At 63.2% G+C, this 20,439-nt stretch carries 18 protein-coding genes; 2 read left to right on the top strand and 16 right to left on the bottom strand.

From position 1 onward, the window contains the following. Positions 1-4 precede the first annotated feature (4 nt). From BM408_RS03335 to BM408_RS03265, 15 genes are all read right to left on the bottom strand, one after another. Positions 5-691, bottom strand: a complete 687-nt coding sequence (locus BM408_RS03335; protein WP_092126817.1) for a class I SAM-dependent methyltransferase — start codon at positions 689-691, stop codon at positions 5-7. A gap of 22 nt (positions 692-713) precedes the next feature. Further along, positions 714-1,163, bottom strand: coding sequence for a GatB/YqeY domain-containing protein (locus tag BM408_RS03330; RefSeq protein WP_092126815.1), 450 nt, complete (start codon positions 1,161-1,163; stop codon positions 714-716). A 121-nt stretch (positions 1,164-1,284) separates the two neighbouring features. Next, positions 1,285-1,497 carry a 30S ribosomal protein S21 gene (gene rpsU, locus BM408_RS03325; protein WP_007872347.1) on the bottom strand — a complete coding sequence of 71 codons (213 nt, stop codon included), beginning with the start codon at positions 1,495-1,497 and terminating at the stop codon, positions 1,285-1,287. Positions 1,498-1,760: 263 nt separating this feature from the next. Further along, on the bottom strand, positions 1,761-3,011 hold the full coding sequence (locus BM408_RS03320; protein WP_092126813.1) for a BaiN/RdsA family NAD(P)/FAD-dependent oxidoreductase: 1,251 nt from the start codon (positions 3,009-3,011) through the stop codon (positions 1,761-1,763). Positions 3,012-3,081: 70 nt separating this feature from the next. Beyond that, on the bottom strand, positions 3,082-4,206 hold the full coding sequence (locus BM408_RS03315; RefSeq protein ID WP_092126811.1) for a sterol desaturase family protein: 1,125 nt from the start codon (positions 4,204-4,206) through the stop codon (positions 3,082-3,084). Positions 4,207-4,289: 83 nt separating this feature from the next. Next, positions 4,290-5,066, bottom strand: a complete 777-nt coding sequence (gene cobA / locus BM408_RS03310; protein WP_092126809.1) for a uroporphyrinogen-III C-methyltransferase — start codon at positions 5,064-5,066, stop codon at positions 4,290-4,292. Then, a complete protein-coding gene (gene ybiB, locus BM408_RS03305) occupies positions 5,063-5,980 on the bottom strand; it encodes a DNA-binding protein YbiB (protein ID WP_092126807.1) in 918 nt (305 codons plus the stop codon). Before ybiB ends, cobA begins: the two co-directional genes overlap by 4 nt. Positions 5,981-6,023: 43 nt before the next feature. Continuing rightward, on the bottom strand, positions 6,024-9,017 hold the full coding sequence (locus tag BM408_RS03300) for a nitrate reductase (RefSeq protein ID WP_092127347.1): 2,994 nt from the start codon (positions 9,015-9,017) through the stop codon (positions 6,024-6,026). Positions 9,018-9,031: 14 nt separating this feature from the next. Then, on the bottom strand, positions 9,032-9,418 hold the full coding sequence (gene nirD, locus BM408_RS03295; protein ID WP_092126805.1) for a nitrite reductase small subunit NirD: 387 nt from the start codon (positions 9,416-9,418) through the stop codon (positions 9,032-9,034). A 21-nt stretch (positions 9,419-9,439) separates the two neighbouring features. Further along, positions 9,440-10,246, bottom strand: a complete 807-nt coding sequence (locus tag BM408_RS03290; protein ID WP_092126803.1) for a type IV pili methyl-accepting chemotaxis transducer N-terminal domain-containing protein — start codon at positions 10,244-10,246, stop codon at positions 9,440-9,442. A gap of 48 nt (positions 10,247-10,294) precedes the next feature. Next, positions 10,295-12,763: a nitrite reductase large subunit NirB gene (nirB, locus tag BM408_RS03285; RefSeq protein WP_092126802.1), complete on the bottom strand. Its 2,469-nt coding sequence runs from the start codon at positions 12,761-12,763 to the stop codon at positions 10,295-10,297. A 48-nt stretch (positions 12,764-12,811) separates the two neighbouring features. After that, complete coding sequence (locus BM408_RS03280; RefSeq protein ID WP_092126800.1) at positions 12,812-13,621, bottom strand: ABC transporter ATP-binding protein; 810 nt, start codon at positions 13,619-13,621, stop codon at positions 12,812-12,814. 9 nt (positions 13,622-13,630) lie between these two features. Further along, the gene (ntrB, locus tag BM408_RS03275) at positions 13,631-14,596 is read right to left on the bottom strand and encodes a nitrate ABC transporter permease (protein ID WP_092126798.1); all 966 of its coding nucleotides are present in this window, start codon (positions 14,594-14,596) and stop codon (positions 13,631-13,633) included. Positions 14,597-14,620: 24 nt separating this feature from the next. Next, positions 14,621-15,877 (bottom strand): CmpA/NrtA family ABC transporter substrate-binding protein, encoded by a 1,257-nt coding sequence (locus tag BM408_RS03270; protein ID WP_092126796.1) that lies wholly within the window; start codon positions 15,875-15,877, stop codon positions 14,621-14,623. A gap of 370 nt (positions 15,878-16,247) precedes the next feature. Then, positions 16,248-17,459, bottom strand: coding sequence for a nitrate regulatory protein (locus tag BM408_RS03265; RefSeq protein WP_092127345.1), 1,212 nt, complete (start codon positions 17,457-17,459; stop codon positions 16,248-16,250). A gap of 89 nt (positions 17,460-17,548) precedes the next feature. Here BM408_RS03265 and tsaD point away from each other — a divergent pair, with 89 nt between their 5' ends. After that, entirely contained in the window at positions 17,549-18,592 is a 1,044-nt protein-coding gene (tsaD, locus tag BM408_RS03260) for a tRNA (adenosine(37)-N6)-threonylcarbamoyltransferase complex transferase subunit TsaD (protein WP_092126794.1), read from the top strand. 31 nt (positions 18,593-18,623) lie between these two features. Here the strand turns inward: tsaD and BM408_RS03255 are convergent, their stop codons facing one another. After that, on the bottom strand, positions 18,624-19,025 hold the full coding sequence (locus BM408_RS03255; RefSeq protein ID WP_092126792.1) for an Hsp20/alpha crystallin family protein: 402 nt from the start codon (positions 19,023-19,025) through the stop codon (positions 18,624-18,626). Between the two features lie 141 nt (positions 19,026-19,166). Here BM408_RS03255 and BM408_RS03250 point away from each other — a divergent pair, with 141 nt between their 5' ends. Beyond that, complete coding sequence (locus tag BM408_RS03250) at positions 19,167-20,432, top strand: branched-chain amino acid ABC transporter substrate-binding protein (protein WP_092126791.1); 1,266 nt, start codon at positions 19,167-19,169, stop codon at positions 20,430-20,432. Positions 20,433-20,439: the final 7 nt, after the last annotated feature.

Genomic DNA, 20,439 nt, shown 5'->3' with positions numbered 1-20,439 from the left:
GTCCTTAGCGCGGCCGGTAGATGGCGTAGTTGCCGGACTCACCCGCGATAGGGTCTGAAATGCGCTGGTCGGTGATGCCGAGTTGGCAAGGCGTTGCGGCTTCCCGGGCGTCCGAGTCATTCAGCTTGAGCATGAACCCTTGCGCGTTGATGCTGTTCACCACGTCGGCCAGCGGTACCGCTTCAAAGTCGAGGTAGCCGCGCAGCAGGTAAAAGTGCATGATGCGGCAGCGCTGGTGCGCCCAGAGATCGTGCCACTGCATGGCGCGCGGCGTCCAGAGCGAGTTGTGGCCCACATAAAAATTCGCGTCACTCATCGGCATGCACTCGGGCGTGATGATGAGGAGGTAGCTGCAGCGGTAGTTCAGGAATTCGAGCAGATCCTGCCCGTCCGAGTGCTTCATGTGTTCGATCACATCACCCAGGATGACCAGGTCGTAGTGCCGGTCGGGGCGGTCCAGCAACTGCTGGGCCGTGATGTTGAGCACTTCGGTGTAGCCCGCCGCGGCCAGGCCGGCATTGAGCGTGGTGTCGCACTCCACGGCGGTGAGCTGCGCGACGCCCGGATGGGCCTCGCGGGTCATCTTGCCGTATTTGCCCTGGCCGGCGCCTATGTCGAGGACGCGGGCCGGCCGCAGCGTCTGCAGCACGTGGCGCACGACCTCGTCAAAGGTGTTCCAGGAGTAGCTCATGCGGGCAACCGCAGCCTGAGTGTCAGGACGACAGCGCGGCTTTGACCGCGGCGGAGACCTGGCCCATGTCGGCCTTGCCGGCCAGTTTGGCCTTGACCGCACCCATCACCTTGCCCATGTCGCCGGGGCCGCTGGCGCCCAGTTCGGCGACGATGGCTTTGACGGCGGCGGCGACTTCGTCGGCGCTCAGGCGCGCGGGCAGATAGGCCTGCAGCACGACCAGCTCGGCCGCTTCCTTGTCGGCCAGGTCCTTGCGCTCGGCTTTGATGAAGGCTTCGAGCGAGTCCTTGCGCTGCTTGATCAGCTTGTCGACGATGGCGATGACGGCCGCGTCATCCAGCACCACACGCTCATCGACTTCTTTTTGCTTGAGGGCGGCCAGTAGCAGGCGGATGGTGCCCAGGCGCTCGCTGTCCTTGGCGCGCATGGCGGTCTTCATGTCTTCGGTGATCTGGTCTTTGAGTGCGGACATTCGGGGCTCCTGAGGGGCTGGAAATAGGGAAGGGGGTTGGCGCAGCAGGGCGCCAAAAACACAAAAGCCCGCAGAGCGTCCTCGTGCGGGCTTTTTTGTTGCCGTGAGGCGGTACTAAAGATTAGTACAGCTTTTTCGGCAATTGCATCGAGCGGATACGCTTGTAGTTGCGCTTGACGGCTGCTGCCTTCTTGCGCTTGCGTTCAGCCGTTGGCTTTTCGTAAAACTCGCGGGCGCGCAGGTCGGTCAGCAGGCCGAGTTTTTCAATGGTGCGCTTGAAACGGCGCAGAGCCACGTCGAAGGGCTCATTGTCTTTTACACGGATGGTGGTCATTGTTCAGTTGATCCAAAAGGTGCGCCTTAATTGATCTGATCAGGATCAGGCCAGGCGCGGGTTTGCTAGCAAAGCCTGAGATTATAGCACCCCCACGGTCGTTCACTTCGTGTAACTCCCTGCCCCCCAAGGGGGCCGCCCGCCTGTGGCCCGGCAAAGCCGGTTCCACGGCTCATGCTGGTAGGGGAGAGGGACGGGCCTTCGCTTCGCTGGGCCCCTATTTTCAGGGGTTTTGGCTGTATCGGGGGCTTTTTTTGCCTGACTCAGGCCGCCGCTCTGGCCGCTAGCGCCTCAGCACAGGCATGCGCCGAAGCCCAGGCCCACTGGAAGTTGTAACCGCCCAGCCAGCCGGTGACGTCGACGACTTCGCCGATGAAATAGAGGCCTGGTTGCTTCGATTCGAGGGTTTGGGAAGACAAATCCCGGGTGTCGACGCCGCCGGTGGTGACTTCGGCTTTTTTGTAGCCTTCTGAGCCGTTGGGGGTGAGTTCCCAGCCGGCCAGGCGCTGGGCCAGGGCTTGCAGGGCCTTGTCGGTGGCTTCGCTGATGGGGCGCTGCAGGGCAGGGTCCTGGCTGACCCAGGCGTCGGCCAGGCGGCTGGGCACCAGGGTGGCAAGTTCGTTGGCGATGAGTTTTTTGGAGCTGGCTTTGGCGCGCAGCAGCAAGCCGGGCAAGTCGACGCCGGGGGCCAGGTCGATGCGGATGGGTTGGCCTTCGCGCCAGAAGCTGGAGATTTGCAGCACGGCCGGGCCGCTCAGGCCGCGGTGGGTGAAGAGCAGGTCTTCCGAGAACACCACGGCTTTTTTTCGCTGCTTGGGCGTGGCGTCCGCCGGGCTGGTTTCGATCAGCACCGGCAGCGCCAGGCCCGACAGCTGGGCGTAGGGCACCCAGGCTTCGCCGTCAAAGGTCAGCGGCACCAGCGCGGCGCGGGGCTCGACCAGGCGCAGGCCAAACTGTTTGGCGATGCGGTAGCCGAAATCGGTTGCGCCTATCTTGGGGATGGACAGGCCGCCGGTGGCGATGACCACCTGCGGTGCTTCGATCAAGCCGCGGTCGCTCTCGATTTGATAGCTGCTTACGCCCGTTCCGTCAGGGTTGGAGCCGTATTTGATGCTTTTGACGCCGCAAGGCTGCCAGCGTGTGACCTGGCCGGCGTCGCACTCGGCCAGCAGCATGTTGATGATGTCTTCGGCCGAGCGGTCGCAAAACAGCTGGCCCTTGTGCTTCTCGTGAAAGGGGATGCTGTGGCGCTGTAGCAGTTCGATGAAATCCTGCGGCGTGTAGCGCGAGAGGGCAGAGCGGCAAAAGTGCGGGTTTTCGCCCAGAAACTGCGCGGGCGTGGCGTCGCGGTTGGTGAAGTTGCAGCGGCCGCCGCCCGAGATGCGGATCTTCTCGGCCACCTTTTCGCTGTGGTCGAGCAGCAGCACCTTCAGGCCCCGTTGCCCCGCCTGGGCGGCGCAAAACAGCCCGGCGGCGCCCGCCCCGACTACCACGACATCAAATTTATGTGCCAAATCAGTCTCTCGCCCAATGGGTACGGGCGTAAACAGCTATAAAAGTCATAGCAATCCGTTTGAGGCCGCTTTAGCCTTTCCAGGTAAACGGAAACTTCAGCTGCTTCAAGAACCCATTGGGCACGTAGTCGCCCAGCACGCCGTAGCGTTCCGGCCAGAGTTTTGTGCTTTTGACGGCGGTGCCGAAGAAGTAATCGATGAAGGCATAGTGCGCCGAGTAATTGCGGTCCAGCGCTTCCTGATCCTGGCTGTGGTGCCAGTGGTGGAAGTTGGGCGTGACGATGATGTAGCGCAGCGGGCCCAGGCGCACGCTCACATTGGAGTGGTTGAACACCGCCTGGAAGCCGACGATCACGATGTAGGCGTCGATGACTTCCTTGGAAAAACCCAGCACGTAGATGGGCGCGAGGATCAGCGTGCGGGTGATCAGCAACTCCAGGATGTGCTGGCGCGAGCCGGCCAGCCAGTCCATGCTTTTGGCGCTGTGGTGCACCGCGTGCAGGCGCCACAGCACCGGCACCTCGTGATACGCGCGGTGCGTCCAGTACTGCACCAGGTCAGCCACCAGCACGATCAGCAGCACGCCGCCCCAGAAGGGCAGGCCTTGCACCCAGCCGCGAATACCGTCGTTGGCGGCCCAGCCGAAGAACTTGTGCACCAGCAAATTGGTCGCCAGCAGCACAAAGCCCACGATCATGTGGTTGACGATGAAGTGGTGAAAGTCGGTTTGCCACTCGGCGCGAAAGACGGGCTGGTCTTTGCGCAGCGCAAACAGCTTTTCAATGAAGATAAAAATCAGCGACGAGCCCAGCAGGTCGAGGATGAACCAGTCCAGGCCGATGTAAGGCGTGTTGTCGGCGAAGTCGTTCACCGGCACTTTGTGGCCGCCCAGCAGCGCGGTGGCCACCACCAGCAAAAAGCCTGCACTGGCCAGCCAGCGCGAGCGGTTGAAGATGATGTTGACCAGCGAAATGCCGCCGGCGATTGCCAGCGCCACCAGCATCACGATGCGGATCACGTCGACGTTGTAGCTTTTGCGCAGCTGCGGCGTGGTGAGGTATTCAGGGAAGTGAAAAGCCAGCACGCCCAGAAAGCACAGCACGCCCAGGCTGAGGGCGATCACGCCGCTCATGATGCCGCTTCCGGGGCGAAGTTCTCCGTGGCTTTCGGTCAGTTCATTGAGTTTGTCGAGCACCGTGGTTCCCTCTGTTGTTGTATTGACTTCGGGAGTGTAGCTGCGGCGGCATCACAAAGACGCCTGCAGCCTCGGACGCCGGCTCAGGCTGCGCGTACTGCGTCAGGGTGCGCGGCGGCGAGCGCCACACCGCTGATCACATCACCCACCACGATGACCGACGGGCTGGCCAAACCGGCTTCGCGGATGGCGCCGGCCAGCTCGCCCAGCGTGGTGGTGATGTGGCGCTGCGTCGGCAGCGAGGCGCTCTGGATCACGGCCACCGGTGTGGCGGCCGGCAGGCCCGAGAGCAGCTCTTCCTGGATGCGCTCGGAGCCGCTGACGCCCATGTAGATCACCAGCGTGAGGCGCGCACTGTGCGCCGTGGCGGCCAGCGCCTTCCAGTCGGCGCCCGCACCGCCCGGCTTGGCATGGCCGGTGACGAACACCACACCATGCGCATGTTCGCGGTGCGTGAGCGGCACACCCAGCGAGGTGACGGCCGCCAGGCCCGAGGTGATGCCGTTGATGACGTCCACCGCGATGCCGGCGGCGCGCAGGTGTTCGACTTCTTCACCGCCGCGGCCAAAGATGAACGGGTCGCCGCCCTTGAGGCGCACCACGTCTTCGCCTTCGCGGGCGGCCATCAGCATGAGCTTTTCAATAAAGGCCTGCGGCGTGGACTTGCAGCCGCCGCGTTTGCCCACATAGACGATGCGCGCCTCGGGCCGCGCAAAGGCCACGATCTCGTCGCTGACCAGGTCGTCGACCAGCAGCACGGTGGCGCGCTGGATGGCTTTGAGGGCCTTGAGGGTCAGCAGCTCCGGATCGCCGGGGCCTGCGCCTACCAGGGTGACTTTTCCGTTGTGTCCGTTGTTCATGGTCGTGGGGTGATTTGAGGAAGCAAACGCAAGATATGTTCCACCTGCCGCGCAATCGAAGCCGGCACCGGCACATCGCCGGCGAGCACGGCGCGAATGTAGTCCGCCGTGGCCGCGGCGTCCACTGTTTTGGGGAAGTCGGGGATGGAGGCCAGCGTGCCGGCCTGGGTTTCCTGCAGAAGTGAGCGCTGCCCGCCGATAAAGGCGTCCATTTGCGGCATGCGGCGGGCGTCGGCCACCACTTCGCCTTCGGTGCCGCGCAGCAGCAGCGCGTTGGCGCCCGTCAGCTCAAAGGTCTGCGCCATCGACACGGCGTATTCGGGGTGTGTGTAACTGCTCACCACCAGGCTTTTGCCCAGGCAGGGGCTCATGATCTTGACCAGGCTGTGCGCCGGGTTGCGCAGCCCTACGGCGCGGCGCACGTCCAGCAGGCGCTTCAGTGCCGGCAGCAGCAGCTCGGTAGGCGCAAACGCCACTTCGCCGTTTGCTATTTTTTGAATAGCCGCTTGCGCTGGTATTTCCAGGGCTTGCAGCACTTCCGAGGCAAAAACCCGGCTTGATTCAGTGGGTGTGCCATGAATCAGCACCGGAACGCCTTCACGCGCCAGCAGCAGCGCCAGCAGCGGTGTGAGCACCGGCAGCTTGCGTGCACCGTTGTAGCTGGGCAGCACCACGGTGGGGCTGTCGCCTGCGGGCAGGTGGTTCAGGCGCTGGTGCAGCGCATCCAGAAAACCGGCCATCTCTTCGGGTGTTTCGCCCTTGATGCGCATGGCCAGGCAAAAGCCGCCGATTTCCAGGTCGGTCACCGTGCCGTCTAGCACCTGGCCCAGCAGGTCGGCGGCCTGCTCGCGTGACAAGGCACGGGCGCCGTCTTTGCCGCGGCCGATTTCCTTGATGTACTGGCTAATACCCATAAGCGTGATTGTCCGCGAATGCAGATAACTTCTCGTTATGAGCTTAAGCCAGCTGCCGGATTGGGATCACGGTGCGTGGCGCCGCAGCCGCAGCGTCGCCGCGCGATGAACGCACCCGGCGTTTGAGTTCGGGCACGCACGAGCCGCAGTTGGTGCCGCACTTGAGTGTGGATTGCAGAGAAGCCAGGCGCGCCTCATCGGTGCCCAGGTGGCCCGCGCCGCCACCGCCGGCCGCCAGCAGCGACAGGTGTTCGTCGATGGCGATATCGCTCACGTTAAAGCAGGTGCACACCGGCTTGCCGCGCGACTGCACCGCCACCGGCGGCTTGGCGCCAGGCAAGAGCAGCAGCCGGCCGTAAGCCTGCGCCGGCAATTCGTCCTGCAGCAGGGTTTTGATCCAGGCCTGCGCGCTGGTGTCGCCTGCCAGCACAAAGCCGGCAAGTTGGGCGTCGCCTTCGCTGCGCACCAGGCGCATGGTGCGGCGCTGGCCTTTTTTGCGGTCGGCGTAGCGCAGCACGTCGGCGCTGTCCAGGCCGAGGATGCGTTCCAGTGCGGCCAGCGTTTCGTCGGGCGGCGCTTCGTGGCTGGCGGCGCGAAACAGCACGCCGGTGCGTTCGCGGCCGCGGTCGGCCAGCGGTGTGTTGTTGGAAAAAGGCACGCAACTGGTGAAAGGGAATTGCGCCATCAGCGGCTTGAGTTGCTCACGCGCCGTCAGCGCATCGCCTTCCGGCAGCCAGGCCATGGCCAGCAGCGTCCAGGGCATTTCCGCTTTGAGAATCTTCACCGCCGCGTGTTTGAGCTCGGGCTGTTTGGAGCTGGGGCAGTAGGCCGAGGTGGTGAGCGCATTGACGCCGGTCAGTGTGTCGCCGTTCGTGGATTGCCCGCTCAAATATTCCTCACCCCAATGCATGGCGATAAAAGCCTGGCTTACCGCCACCTCGGGCGAGGCCTGCAGCGGCACCACGATGGAGCCGCGCTTGGAGGTCACATGCACCAGGTCGCCGTCTTTCAAGAGGCGCCGCGCCATGTCCTGCACATTCATTTGCACCGAAGGTTCGGCCACATGACCGAACAAGCGCCCCAGCGTGCCGGTGCGGCTCATGCCGTGCCACTGGTCGCGCAGCCGGCCGGTGGTCAGTGAAAACGGGTAACGCGACTCGCGCGGTTCGGCCACCGGCTTGTAGACGGTGTTGACAAAGCGCGCCTTGCCGTCGGCGGTGGGGAATACGCCGTCTTCATACAGCCGCACTTTGCCCGCGGTATCGCCAGTCCTGAAGGGCCACTGCTGCGGCGCTGTATCGAGCAGGGCATAGCTCAGGCCGGTGATATCGAGGTCGCGGCCGCGGGTGGATTCGCGGTGTTCGTTCCAGATGGTTTCGGCGCCCAGCGCGGCATCCTCGAGGGAGTAAGGGAAAAGGGTCGAATTCGGGGAGCCCTCACCCCCGCCCTCTCCCAGGGGGAGAGGGAGTAAATGCGCGGAGGTGGACGCTCCTTCTTTTCTTGTTCCCTCTCCCCTTGGGAGAGGGTTAGGGTGAGGGCTCCCCGTTTTCAGCAGCTTCTCCAGCCGCTGCGCAAAGTCCACGGCAATCGACCAGTCATGCCGTGTGCCGCCCGGCGCGGCCACAGCCGGCCGCACGCGACTGATGCGGCGTTCGCTGTTGGTCACCGTGCCGATTTTTTCACCCCAGGTGGTGGCCGGCAGCAGCAGGTCGGCGTAGTCGCAGCTCGAGGTGGTGGCAAAAGCCTCCTGCACGATCACCAGCTCGGCGCGCTCCAGCGCGCGGCGCACGGTGGCCTGGTCGGGCATGGACTGGGCCGGATTGGTGCAGGCAATCCACAGCGCTTTGATCTGGCCGTCGGCTGCGGCCTGGAACATTTCAACAGCGCTTTTGCCCGGCGTTTCAGGCACCGACGGCACGCCCCACAGCGCAGCGACTTCGGCGCGGTGATCCGGGTTGTCCAGGTCGCGGTGCGCGCTCAGCAAATTGGCCAGGCCGCCCACTTCGCGCCCGCCCATGGCATTGGGCTGGCCGGTTAATGAAAAAGGGCCGGCGCCCGGCTTGCCGATCTGGCCGGTCGCCAGGTGCAGATTGATCAGCGCGGCGTTCTTGGCGGTGCCGCTGCTCGACTGGTTCAGGCCCTGGCAATACAGGCTCAGTGTGGCGGCCGAAGTCGCGAAGAGTCTGGCCGCAGCCAGCAGGTCTTCTTTTTTGATGCCGCAGGTTTCGGCCACCAGGTCGGGCGTGTAGTCGCGCACCGTCGCCTTGAGCGCGTCAAAGCCCGTGGTGTGCGCCGCGATGTAGGCGGCATCTGTCCAGCCTTCCCACAGCATGATGTGCAGCATGCCGTTGAAGAGCGACACATCGGTGCCCGGCTGTATGCCCAGGTAAAGGTCGGCGATCTCGGCTGTGTCGGTGCGGCGCGGGTCGCAAAAAATGATCTTGAGCGCCGGGTTGGCCGCCTTGGCGTCTTCAATGCGGCGAAAGAGAATGGGGTGCGCGTAAGCCGTGTTGCTGCCGACGATGAAGATGCACTGCGCATGGTTCACATCGTCGTAGCAGGCGGGCGGCGCGTCCGCACCCAGCGTCTGTTTGTAGCCCGCCACCGCGCTGCTCATGCACAGGCGCGAGTTGGTGTCGACATTGTTGGTGCCGATCAGGCCCTTGGCCAGCTTGTTGAAGACGTAATAGTCTTCGGTCAGCAACTGGCCTGAAATATAAAACCCCACCGCATCGGGCCCGTGCTCGCGAATGATTTGCGCAAAACTTTCGCTGGCAAAACCCAGCGCCTCATCCCACGACACCGGTTTGGGCGCCTCATGCCGGTGCTCGCGCCGCATCGGCTGCAAAAGGCGTGTCTGCCGCGTGACGGCCGCCGTCGCGGTCAGCGCCAGCGTCGAGCCCTTGGTGCACAGCCGGCCGAAGTTGGCCGGGTGATCCGGGTCGCCTCGCACGCCGGTGATTTCGTCGCCTTGCGACTGAATAATCACCCCACAACCAACGCCGCAGTAGGGGCAGGTGGACCGTGTTTCGCGCAGGGCCCCGTCAGTGGTCATGTGCTGGCCAGCTCTTTTCGGGCGGGGCCGGCGACCGGACGCGGCAGGTCCGTCGCAAGCGTGGCGAGCTCACCGGCGTCAAGGTGCACGGCGCCGCTTTCCACGCGCACGCTGAACTTCTGCACACAACCTTCGTCCGGCGCCCGGGCGCAGCCGCCTTCCAGGTCAATCGTCCAGTTGTGCAGGGGGCAGGCCACGCTGGTGCCGAAAACAATGCCCTGGCTCAGCGGCCCGCCCTTGTGGGGGCAGCGGTCCAGCACCGCAAACACCTGGTCCTGGTCGTTGCGGAACACCGCGACATCCATGCCCTGCGCGCGCGTGACGCGGCGTGAGCCGAGCACGGGGATTTCATCGACCCGGCAGATTTTTTTCCATTCACTCATGCTTGTCTCCTCCTGACCCTCTTAACCCAGAACCCGTGCATACATGCCGGTGACCCGGTCCATGACCTGCAACAGGTTTTCACTGCTCACAAAGACATCGGTGGCTGCCTTGGCGCCGGTCACGCGGGCTTTCAGTGCGTTGTCGAAAAAGAACCACTGGTTGTCGGCCAGCGCCAGTTCCTGTTTGATCTCGGGTGTGGCTTCGGGCGCGTTGCGCAGCAGCTCCAGCGCCGGCACAAACTCGTCACGGGCCTTGTTGATTTCGCGCAGGCTGACAGCGCTCTCGACGTTCCAGTTGTTGGCCAGGTAAAACTGGGCCATGCGCTGCGAGAGCATGCGCTGGCGGCCGGCCACGTTCACCAGCCTGGCGCCTGGCTTGCCGGCCTGCTGCTCAAAAAGCCCGGTGCCCTTGTGCGCCAGCGCCAGCACCTTGCCGGCCTGCTCCAGCACCTGTTTGGCCTTTTCCTGTGAGGGCGTGGTCCCGATCAGCAGGGTTTTGTAGTCGGACCAGGCCGCTTCCAGCTGGACATAGGTGTCGCGGGTTTCGCCGGCCGGTGCAAATGCCTTGAGTTCCACCAGCTGCCGGTCAAACAGCGCCATGGACTGGTCCAGCACGCGGCGTGCCGACTCGGCCTGTATGCCCTGGCCCAGGCCGAACCAGGCCTTGCCCATGCGCTGGGACAGCATGCGCTGGCGGCCGGCCTTGTTGATGGCATCGCCGATCCCGGCTACTTGCGCGTGGGCGGCGAAAGGCGCCAGGGAGCCCAGTGAAACGAGCGGGGCGAGCGCCAGGCTGAAAAAGGCCCGGCGTTGAAGAGTGTGTCGCATCAGGTTTTTCCTGTGTCTTGTGAACGATGGGCCGGCATCTCAGGCGGCTCAAGCGGGTAATGCGGCAAACTGCCGCGTGTCGACCGCCGCTTCCTTGAGGTCGAACCAGGGGTCGGGCTCGCCGTCGAGCGCGAACTGGAGCTGCTCCCACAGGGCTTTGCGGCCTTCATGGTCTTCCAGGATTTTTTTCTTCACATAATCCAGGCCGACGCGGTTGACGTAGTGCACAGTGCGCTCCAGGTACCAGCCTTCCTGGCGGTAGAGCTCGCAGAAGGCCCCGGTGTATTCGAGCACCTCAGCCGCCGTCTTGAGCTTGGTGAAGAAGTGCGCGACTTCGGTCTTGATGCCGCCGTTGCCGGCGATGTACATCTCCCAGCCAGAATCGACGCCGATGATGCCGACGTCCTTGATACCGGATTCGGCGCAGTTGCGCGGGCAGCCGCTCACGGCAAACTTCACCTTGTGCGGTGCGTACATGCGCCACATCGCGCGCTCCAGGTCTTTGCCCATCTGGGTGCTGTCTTGCGTGCCCATGCGGCACCACTCGCTGCCCACACAAGTCTTCACCGTGCGCAGGGCCTTGGCGTAGGCGTGGCCCGAGGGCATGCCGATGTCTTTCCAGACGTTTTGCAGGTCTTCTTTTTTGACGCCCAGCAAGTCGATGCGCTGCCCGCCGGTGACCTTGACGGTCGGGATCTTGTATTTATCGACTGCATCGGCAATGCGGCGCAGCTCGCTGGCCGTGGTCTCGCCGCCCCACATGCGCGGAATGACGCTGTAGGTGCCGTCTTTCTGGATGTTGGCGTGGCTGCGCTCGTTGATGAAGCGGCTTTGCGGATCGTCCTTGGCCTCTTTGGGCCAGGTGCTGATCAGGTAGTAGTTGACGGCAGGCCGGCAGGTGGCGCAGCCGTTGGGTGTCTTCCACTCCATGAATTTGTAGACGTCCGGGATGCTGAGCAGCTTGTTGGCGCGGATCGCATCACGCACCGCCTGGTGGCCGTGGTCGGTGCAGGCGCACATGGCCTTGAGTTTGGGCGTGGCCGAATAGTCGCCGCCGGCGGTGAACATCAGGATCTGCTCCACCAACCCGGTGCAGGAGCCGCACGAGGCGCTGGCCTTGGTGTGTTTGCGCACTTCGTCGAGCGTGAAGAGGCCTTTTTCCTTGATGGCCTTGCAGATGGTGCCTTTGTTGACGCCGTTGCAGCCGCAGACTTCCGCGTCGTCGGCCATCAGCGCGGCCTTGTTCTGGCCTTCGTGGCCCGCATCGCCCAGGTTGGACTCGCCAAAAATCAGTTTGTCGCGGATGTCGCTCACATTGCGGCCGTCGCGCAGCAGCTTGAAGTAGTAGCTGCCGTCCACGGTATCGCCGTAGAGGCAGGCGCCGACCAGCTTGTCGTCCTTGATGACCAGTTTTTTGTAAACGCCGCCGAAGGGGTCGCTCATCACGATTTCTTCAGTTCCTTCACCGCCCATGAACTCGCCGGCGCTGAAGAGGTCGATGCCGGTGACTTTCAGCTTGGTGGAGGTGAGTGACCCGGTATAGCGGCCAATGCCGAATTGCGCCAGGTGATTGGCGGCCACTTTGGCCTGCTCAAACAGCGGGGCCACCAGGCCGTAGGCAATGCCGCGGTGCGCGGCGCATTCACCGACGGAGTAGATGCGCGCGTCCGTGACGGTCTGCATGGTGTCGTTGACGACGATGCCGCGGTTGCAATGCAGGCGCATGGATTCGGCCAGCTGGGTGTTGGGGCGAATGCCCACGGCCATGACGACGAGGTCAGTGGCCACTTCGCTGCCGTCCTTGAACTTGATGGACGTGACGCGACCACTCTTCCCGTCTTCGGCATTGCCGGTGAGCTCCTGCGTCTGCGCGCCGATCAGGAATTTGAGGCCTCGGTCTTCCAGTGACTTTTGCAGCAGCTTGCCCGCCACATCGTCAAGCTGACGCTCCATCAGCCAGGGCATGACGTGCACCACGGTGACTTCCATGCCGCGCAGCATCAGGCCGTTGGCCGCTTCCAGGCCCAGCAGTCCGCCGCCGATGACGACGGCCTTCTTGTACTTCTTCGCGGCGTCAATCATCGCGTTGGTGTCGGCGATGTCGCGGTAGGCGATCACGCCCTGCAGGTCTTTGCCCGGCACCGGCAGGATGAAGGGGTTGGAGCCGGTGCACATCAGCAGGCGGTCGTATTCTTCTTCGGTAACGCCGCCGTCGGAATCAACGGCGCGCACCACGCGTTTGATGCGGTCCACCTCGACCACTTTTTTGCCGGCGTGCAGCGTGATGTGGTTGTCGGTGTACCAGTCCCAGGAGTTGAGGACGATCTCATCCAGCGTCTGCTCGCCGGCCAGCACGGGCGACAGCAGGATGCGGTTGTAGTTGGGATGAGGCTCGGCGCCGAACACCGTGATGTCGTACAGGTCGGGCGAGACCTTGATCAGCTCTTCCAGCGTGCGGACGCCGGCCATACCGTTGCCCACCATCACCAGTTTGGGTTTTTTGACACGCATGTCCATCGTGGTTCCTTGTTTGTCTCGGTACGTTTGCAGGCCTGAAAGTCGCGCTTAAGCGGCTTTTTCCACGTGGGCCTGGCGGGTATACAAAAAGTCGATGACCGCTTTGCGGTAGTGCAGGTATTGGGTGCTCTCCGCCAGGTCCACCCGGTTGCGGGGGCGTGGCAGCTCAATGGCCAGCACCTCGCCAATGGTGGCTGCGGGTCCGTTGGTCATCATCACGATGCGGTCGCTCAGCAGCACCGCTTCGTCCACGTCATGAGTCACCATGACCACTGTGCTGTGGGTAGTGGCGACGATCTGCAGCAACTCGTCCTGCAGCTTGGCGCGGGTCAGGGCGTCCAGCGCACCGAAGGGTTCGTCGAGCAGCAAAACCTTGGGTTCCATCGACAGCGCACGGGCGATGCCGACGCGCTGCTTCATGCCGCCGGATATCTCGCCTGGGCGTTTTTGTGCGGCAGGTGTCAGCCCGACCATGGCCAGCGCCGCATCGGTGCGGGCCTTGAGTTGCGCCTTGTTTTCGGTGGCTGAGAACACGCGCTCGACGGCGAGGTAGACGTTTTCAAAGCAGGTGAGCCAGGGCAGCAGTGAATGATTCTGGAACACCACCGCGCGCTCGGGGCCGGGGCCTGCGATCTCGCGATTGGCACACAGCAGGCTGCCCTGGGTAGGCGTGGTCAGCCCGGCGATCAGGTTGAGCAGGGTGGACTTGCCGCAGCCCGAGTGGCCGATGAGTGCGACGAACTCGCCTTTGGCGACCGTGAGGTTGATGTTTTGCAAAGCGCAGAACGGCCCCTTCTTGGTCTTGAAGGTCTGCTCGACGCCCTGGATCTCGATGTATTTGGTGATGAAGGATGTCATGGTGATTCCTTAGTTCTTCACTTCTTCAAACGTGAAGGCCGTGGCCAGCTTGATGAGCGCGAATTCCAGAACGAGACCGACGATGCCGATCACAAAGATCGCGATGATGATGTTCTTGACGTTGAGGTTGTTCCACTCGTCCCAGACCCAGAAGCCGATGCCGACGCCGCCGGTCAGCATCTCGGCTGCCACGATCACCAGCCAGGCGGTGCCGACGGCCAGGCGCACACCGGTCAGCATGTAAGGCAGCACGGCGGGGAAGAGGATCTTGGTGACGATCTTCCATTCACTCAGGTTGAGCACGCGGGCGACGTTCATATAGTCCTGCGGCACACGCTGCACGCCGACGGCGGTGTTGATGATCATGGGCCAGATCGAGCAGATGAAGATGGTCCAGATGGCGGCCGGGTTGGCGCCCTTGAAGACCAGCAGCCCAATGGGCAGCCAGGCCAGCGGCGAGACCGGGCGCAGGAGGCTGATCAGCGGGTTGAACATGCGGCTCAGGAAATTGAAGCGGCCGATCATGAAGCCGACCGGGATGCCGACGATGGCCGCCATGCCGAAGCCCATGGCCACGCGCTTGAGCGACGACAACACGTTCCAGCCCACGCCCTGGTCGTTGGGGCCTTTGCTGTAGAACGGGTCGCTGAAGATCTGCACTGCCTGCGCAAACGTGTCCTTGGGCGAGGGGATGCTGCCCGCCGTGCCCATGAAGACCAGCTCCCAGACCAGCAGGAGCAGGCCCAGGCCTAGCAGGGGAGGCAGGATGCCCAGCCAAAGATAGGAAAAGTCTCGCTGGGGTTTGGCGGCGGCCACGGCCGGCGTGCTGGTTTTCATGTCATTCTGGGCTGTGGCCCCCGTGTTATTTGCGTGAGCAGCTATCAAATATGTAGCTGCCGGGTCTCTGGGTTTGTCCCCGTTGCGGGCCGCGGGGGCGGCCGCTTCAAGCGGGCTGTGAAAGACGGCGCTGACCATGGTGTTCTCCTTGGTGTGGCTGGCTCAGGCGCGGATCTTGAAAGAGTCCGCGTATTTCTTCGGGTCCTTGCCGTCCCAGACGGTGCCATCCAGCAGCTTGTGCGTGCGCATCAGCTCTTTGGGAACGCTCACCTTGGCGGCAGCGGCGGCGTCCTTGTAGATATCGATCTGGTTGATCTGTTTGGCCAGGCCGAGGTAGTCGGGATGGTCCTTGATCAGGCCCCAGCGTTTGTGCTGCGTGAGAAACCACATGCCGTCGGAGAGGTAGGGGAAATTCACCGAGCCGTCGTTGAAGAACTTCATGTAGTTAGGGTCATCCCAGGTCTTGCCCAGGCCGTTCTGGTAGCGGCCCAGGATGCGCTGGTTGATGGCGTCGACGCTGGTGTTGACGTAGCTCTTTTCGGCAATCGTCTCGGCCATCTTGTTCTTGTTGGAGAGGCTGGCGTCTATCCATTTGCCGGCCTCGATGATGGCGGCCGTCACGGCGCGCGCCGTGTTCGGGTATTTCTTGACGAAATCGGCGGTGGTGCCCAGCACCTTTTCGGGGTGGTCTTTCCAGATGTCCTGGGTGGTGATGCCTGTGATGCCGATGCCGTCGATGATGGCGCGGTGGCCCCAGGGCTCGCCGACGCAGTAGCCGTCCATGTTGCCGATGCGCATGTTGGCCACCATCTGCGGCGGCGGCACGGTGATGACCTTGGCATCCTTCATAGGGTTGACGCCGTAGGTGGCCAGCCAGTAGTACAGCCACATGGCGTGCGTGCCGGTGGGGAAGGTCTGCGCGAAGGTGTATTCACGCTTGTCGGTGGTCATCAGCTTGGCCAGCGAGGGGCCGTCCACAGCCCCTTTGTCGGCGAGTTTTTTCGACAGGGTGATGGCCTGGCCGTTGTGGTTCAGGTTCATCAGCACGGCCATGTCCTTCTTCGGGCCGGCGGTTCCCATATGGACGCCGTAGATCAGGCCGTACAGCACGTGAGCCATGTCGAGCTCCCCGCTGACCAGCTTGTCGCGCACGCCGGGCCAGCTGGCCTCTTTGCTCGGGATGATGGTGACGCCGTATTTCTTGTCAAAGCCCAGCACCGAGGCCATGACCACGCTGGCGCAATCCGTCAGCGGGATGAAGCCGATCTTGACTTCCTTCTTTTCGGGCGCATCCGAGCCTGCCGCCCAGGCGCCGCCCGGAAGCATGCCGGTGAACAGGGCAGCACTGCCGGCAGCGCCGGCTTTTTTGATGAAGTCGCGGCGGGCGGGTTTGAGGGGGCCATAAGACTGCTGCGTCATGTTGAACTCCTGAAGGCAAAAAAGAAGAAAAAACCAAGCTGAAAAACAAAACGGCGTCCATCTGGTCACCTGCACGAAGCCGGTAAGAGATGGACGCCGTTGTCCTGGGCAAGCCTCGAAAGGCTTGCTGCGGGACCGCCTTTGGTCCTGCTTTGGAGTGAATCAAGCAGAAAGCGTGCCAGGCATGGTGTTGCCGATGCGCCGGAAAATTTCCTTTTGAAAACAGGTGCTTAGCGAGGGTGTGGGGATTTTGGGCCGCTGCCAGGAGCTACCCAAGGTGGTGCGCGCCGGGGGCGTGCAGGCACAGGATTTGTGCGGTGCAGCAGGCCGTTTAGCGCCTGGCTGTGGTGCCAGGCCGTGCCGAGCCGCGTTAAAGGTAGTCGGCCATTGCCAGCACGGACTCGGCCACGTCCAGCAGTCGGCGGTTCTGGCTCATCGCGGTTTGCCGCAGCATTTTGTAGGCGTCGTCTTCGCTGAGCTTGCGGGTGGCCATCAGCAGGCCTTTGGCGCGCTCCACCACTTTGCGCTCGTTGAGTGCGGCGCGCACGGTCTCGAGTTCGTCGCTCATGACTTGCAGGCGATGGGCCTGTTCCTGCACCAGGCCGAGGATGGAGCGTTCCAGCTGGGGCCCATAGTGCGTGGGCGCGTGGGGGTCTGCATCGGCCTGGCGCGAGAGCTCGTCCAGGATGGCCTTTTGGTCGCGCAGTTCGGCATGCGCCTGGTCGATCTTGCGCTCGCACAGGCCGCGCAGATTGGCTGCCAGCAGATCTTCCACGGTTTTCATCGCGTCGATGCGCTGCGTGCAGCAGTCAAACCAGGTCTGGCTCAGGTTGGCGTCCAGCCTGCCGCCGGCACCCGGGGCGCAGCCTGTGCGGCGCAGGCGCTCCAGTTCGGCAATGGATTCAACCGCCTGCGCGGCAGTCCAGGCGTTCAGCACGGCCGGGTCCGCGAAATCGGTGAACACCTCAAAGCAGCGCTCCTGCGATTCAATCAGGTGCTGCCATTGCTGCTGGCGCGCCGCGCCTGTGTGGCCCGAGGCGAAGGTGGCGGCGCCGCAGGCGCGCTCCTGCCCCGCGAATTCCTTGCCCTGCATGAAATTGAACATGGCCACCAGCGCGCGGGAAATCTCGGGGTCGGTGGCGCTGTCGGCCGCCTCAAAGACAACCACCAGCAGGCCGGCAATCAGCCGCGAGAAAGCCGCGGTGGATTCGTCGGGCGTGGTGGCCTGGGTGCTGACGCGCTGGCGCAGGGCAGGCAGGGCGTCCAGCGCGTGCAGCACAAAGGCGATCCGACTAAAGAGGCGCGCGCCGTTGCGCACGCGGGCAGGGTCGGTGTCCAGCGTATCGAAATGCGTACGCACGAACTGCTGGACCCGCTCACATTCAGCAACTTGCTGCAGGCGCTGGTCGGCAAAGCGCGTGCCCTGCGAGCCGAGAAACACGTTGGAAATACCGCGTTCCTTTTGCAGCGCATGGATCAGCCGGCCTACGGCATTGACCAGCTCGCTGGTAAGCGCAAGCTGTTCGAGCTCGCCGATTTCGCATTGGCGCGCGGCGATGAGAAAACTGAGTCCGGACTTCATCATGGGGGTGTTTTGAGGGATGCAGCAACATCCGTGCCGCAAGACCCTGCAAGAGGGCGGGGCCGTGAGGACACTTTACACTTGCCCGCATGCTGGTACTGGGAATTGAGTCTTCTTGCGATGAAACGGGTGTGGCGCTGGTGGATGCCAGCGGCGCCGGCGTGCCCCGCCTGCTGTCGCACGCGCTGTTCAGCCAGATCGACATGCACCAGGCTTATGGCGGCGTGGTGCCTGAGCTGGCCAGCCGGGACCATATTCGCCGTGTTTTGCCGCTGACGCACCAGGTGATGGCGGAGTCGGGCAGCAGCCTGGCACAGGTGGATGTCGTGGCCTACACGCGCGGCCCTGGTCTTGCTGGAGCGCTGCTGGTGGGGGCGGGGGTGGCCTGCTCACTCGCGGCCGCACTGGGCAAGCCGGCCATGGGGGTGCATCACCTGGAGGGGCATTTGCTCTCACCCTTCCTGAGCGCAGACCCGCCGGAGTTTCCTTTTGTGGCTTTGCTGGTGTCCGGCGGCCATACCCAGCTGATGCGGGTGGACCGCGTGGGCAGTTACGAATTGCTGGGCGAAACCATTGACGATGCGGCCGGCGAAGCCTTTGACAAATCGGCCAAGCTGATGGGCTTGCCTTACCCGGGCGGCCCGCATCTGTCGAAACTGGCTCAAGGCGGGGACGGCGCGGCCTTCAAGCTGCCGCGGCCCTTGCTGCACAGCGGCGACCTGGACTTTTCATTTGCCGGGCTCAAAACGGCGGTGCTGACGCAGGCCAAAAAGCTGGGGCTTGAACTGGAGAGCCGCAAGGCCGATCTGGCCGCGTCTACGCAGGCGGCCATTGTTGAAGTACTGGTGAAAAAATCCCTGGCCGCGATGACGCAAACCGGGTTGAAACGCCTGGTGGTGGCTGGCGGCGTGGGCGCCAATTCGCTGCTGCGCAGCCAGCTCAATGCCGTGTGTAAACAACGCGGCATCCGTGTGCACTACCCCGAGTTGCATTTGTGCACTGACAACGGCGCCATGATTGCCCTGGCGGCCGGCATGCGCTTGCAGGCGGGGCTTGAAACGCTTCAGCGCGGCTACACGTTTGATGTGAAGCCGCGCTGGAACCTGGCTGAATTGCAGGCGGAGCCGGCCTGAGCCGTACCGCCCGCAAGCCTGCGTGCTTCGATTACTGGATATCGAGATTCGTCACATTGCTGACGGGGACTTTCTTGCCCAGCGTCAGCGTCAGCACGCCGTTTTCCAGCTTGGCCGAGCTGTTGGCGGTATCAATTTCCAGAGGGAAACGCCATGCGGCCTTGACTTTGCGGGGAGCGTCTTCCTTGCTGGAAACGCGGACCACATCGCCTTCGATGCCGATGTCCAGGTGTTCGCGGGCCAGGCCGGGAACGTCGAGTTGCAGGGTGTAGGCTTTCTCCAGGTCTTCCACGCTGGCGGCCTTGGCAGCGCTGGTGTCGGAGAGCGACGAGAAGGTGTCGTTGAGGAATTTTTCCAGGGCACCGTTGCTCACGACGGGTGCGTAGTGACGATGAAAGGCGCGGGAAGGGCGATTGGCGAGAGAGTAAAACATGGCTGTTCCTTGAAGGGTTAACAAGGGGCGTTTTCCCCTTACACTGCGCGGCGCTCACCGTGATTGCCGCATGCACACCAGTTAGGTGTGGGGTCGGTTTATTCAAGGTTTATCCCAGCGAAAGCAAGAGGCTATTTTTTTATGCACAAACACTTGAAACGCCTGTTCACGGCCCTATGTCTTGGCGCTTCGCTGGGCGCCGGGGCGCAGACCGGCAGCCAGCCGCCGGTACGCGTCGCGTTGATCGAAAGCCTGTCAGGTGCCTTCGCCAACACCGGCGAAGCGGTGTTCCGCAACCTGGTCTGGGCCACCGAGCGTGTGAATGCGCGCGGCGGCGTGAAGCTGGTGGGCGGCCCGCGCAACCTGGTGATTGAGCGCTATGACAACAAGGGCCAGAACGAAGAAGCGCTGGCGGCATTGCGCTCGGCCATCGACGACGGTGTGACCATCATTGCGCAGGGCAACTCGTCAGCCATCGCGGCGGTGCTGATCGACGCCATCAACAAGCACAACGAACGCGAGCCAAACAAGCGCGTGCTGTTTCTCAACTACTCGGCGGTCGACCCTGTCCTGACGAACGAGAAATGCAGCTACTGGCACTTCCGCTTTGATGCGCATGCCGACATGCGCATGGCTGCGCTCATGGATGTGCTCAAGGACGACAAGGCGCTGAAAAGCATTTACCTGATCGGCCAGGACTACAGCTTCGGCCAGGCCGTGCTGCGTGAAGCGCGCAGGCAGCTCGGCGTGCAGCGGCCCGATGTGCAGATCGTGGGCGATGAATTGCACGCGCTGGGCCGCGTCAAGGACTTCATTCCTTACGCCGTGAAGATCAAGGCCAGCGGTGCACAGGCGGTGCTGACGGGCAACTGGGGCAACGACTTGACACTGCTGATCAAGGCCGCCAAAGAAGTCGGTTACGAGGGCAAGTTCTACACCTTCTACGGCAATGCGCTGGGCGTGCCGGGGGCGCTGGGCGATGCGGGTGTCGGCAAGGTGGTGGCGGTGGCCGATTGGTTTCCGAATGAAGCCGGCGTAGCGTCCGAGACTTTCTACCAGTCCTTCCGCCAGCGTTTCCCCAAGCCGCAGGATGACTATGTGCACATGCGTATGCAGCTCATGATTGAATCCCTGGCTCAAAGCATCGACAAGGCGGGTAGTGCTGACGCCGGCGCGGTGGCGGCGCAGCTGGAGCGCAGCACGGTCACATTTGCGGGCCACAAAGGCGCGATGCGCGCGGCCGACCACCAGTTCCAGCAGCCGCTGCTGGTGGCGCTGATGGGCAAGCAGGGCTCGCCGGGCGTGAGGTTTGACGTGGAAGGCTCGGGTTACGGGTTTCGCGTCATCAAGACTATTTCGCCCGAACGGGCCGAGCAGCCGACCAGTTGCAAGATGGTCAGGCCTTGAATTTTTG

The organism is Polaromonas sp. YR568, from assembly GCF_900116715.1.
GTDB lineage: Bacteria > Pseudomonadota > Gammaproteobacteria > Burkholderiales > Burkholderiaceae_C > Polaromonas.
This window is presented reverse-complemented; position numbering and strand designations above follow the sequence as displayed.

What these genes read in the sequence shown, in the direction of transcription:
- BM408_RS03335 (WP_092126817.1), bottom strand. Translation starts at nt 691, where the DNA reads ATGAGCTACTCCTGGAACACCTTTGACGAGGTCGTGCGCCACGTGCTG.
- BM408_RS03330 (WP_092126815.1), bottom strand. Translation starts at nt 1,163, where the DNA reads ATGTCCGCACTCAAAGACCAGATCACCGAAGACATGAAGACCGCCATG.
- rpsU (WP_007872347.1), bottom strand. Translation starts at nt 1,497, where the DNA reads ATGACCACCATCCGTGTAAAAGACAATGAGCCCTTCGACGTGGCTCTG.
- cobA (WP_092126809.1), bottom strand. Translation starts at nt 5,066, where the DNA reads ATGAACAACGGACACAACGGAAAAGTCACCCTGGTAGGCGCAGGCCCC.
- ybiB (WP_092126807.1), bottom strand. Translation starts at nt 5,980, where the DNA reads ATGGGTATTAGCCAGTACATCAAGGAAATCGGCCGCGGCAAAGACGGC.
- nirD (WP_092126805.1), bottom strand. Translation starts at nt 9,418, where the DNA reads ATGAGTGAATGGAAAAAAATCTGCCGGGTCGATGAAATCCCCGTGCTC.
- BM408_RS03290 (WP_092126803.1), bottom strand. Translation starts at nt 10,246, where the DNA reads ATGCGACACACTCTTCAACGCCGGGCCTTTTTCAGCCTGGCGCTCGCC.
- nirB (WP_092126802.1), bottom strand. Translation starts at nt 12,763, where the DNA reads ATGGACATGCGTGTCAAAAAACCCAAACTGGTGATGGTGGGCAACGGT.
- BM408_RS03280 (WP_092126800.1), bottom strand. Translation starts at nt 13,621, where the DNA reads ATGACATCCTTCATCACCAAATACATCGAGATCCAGGGCGTCGAGCAG.
- ntrB (WP_092126798.1), bottom strand. Translation starts at nt 14,596, where the DNA reads ATGGTCAGCGCCGTCTTTCACAGCCCGCTTGAAGCGGCCGCCCCCGCG.
- BM408_RS03270 (WP_092126796.1), bottom strand. Translation starts at nt 15,877, where the DNA reads ATGACGCAGCAGTCTTATGGCCCCCTCAAACCCGCCCGCCGCGACTTC.
- BM408_RS03265 (WP_092127345.1), bottom strand. Translation starts at nt 17,459, where the DNA reads ATGAAGTCCGGACTCAGTTTTCTCATCGCCGCGCGCCAATGCGAAATC.
- tsaD (WP_092126794.1), top strand. Translation starts at nt 17,549, where the DNA reads ATGCTGGTACTGGGAATTGAGTCTTCTTGCGATGAAACGGGTGTGGCG.
- BM408_RS03255 (WP_092126792.1), bottom strand. Translation starts at nt 19,025, where the DNA reads ATGTTTTACTCTCTCGCCAATCGCCCTTCCCGCGCCTTTCATCGTCAC.
- BM408_RS03250 (WP_092126791.1), top strand. Translation starts at nt 19,167, where the DNA reads ATGCACAAACACTTGAAACGCCTGTTCACGGCCCTATGTCTTGGCGCT.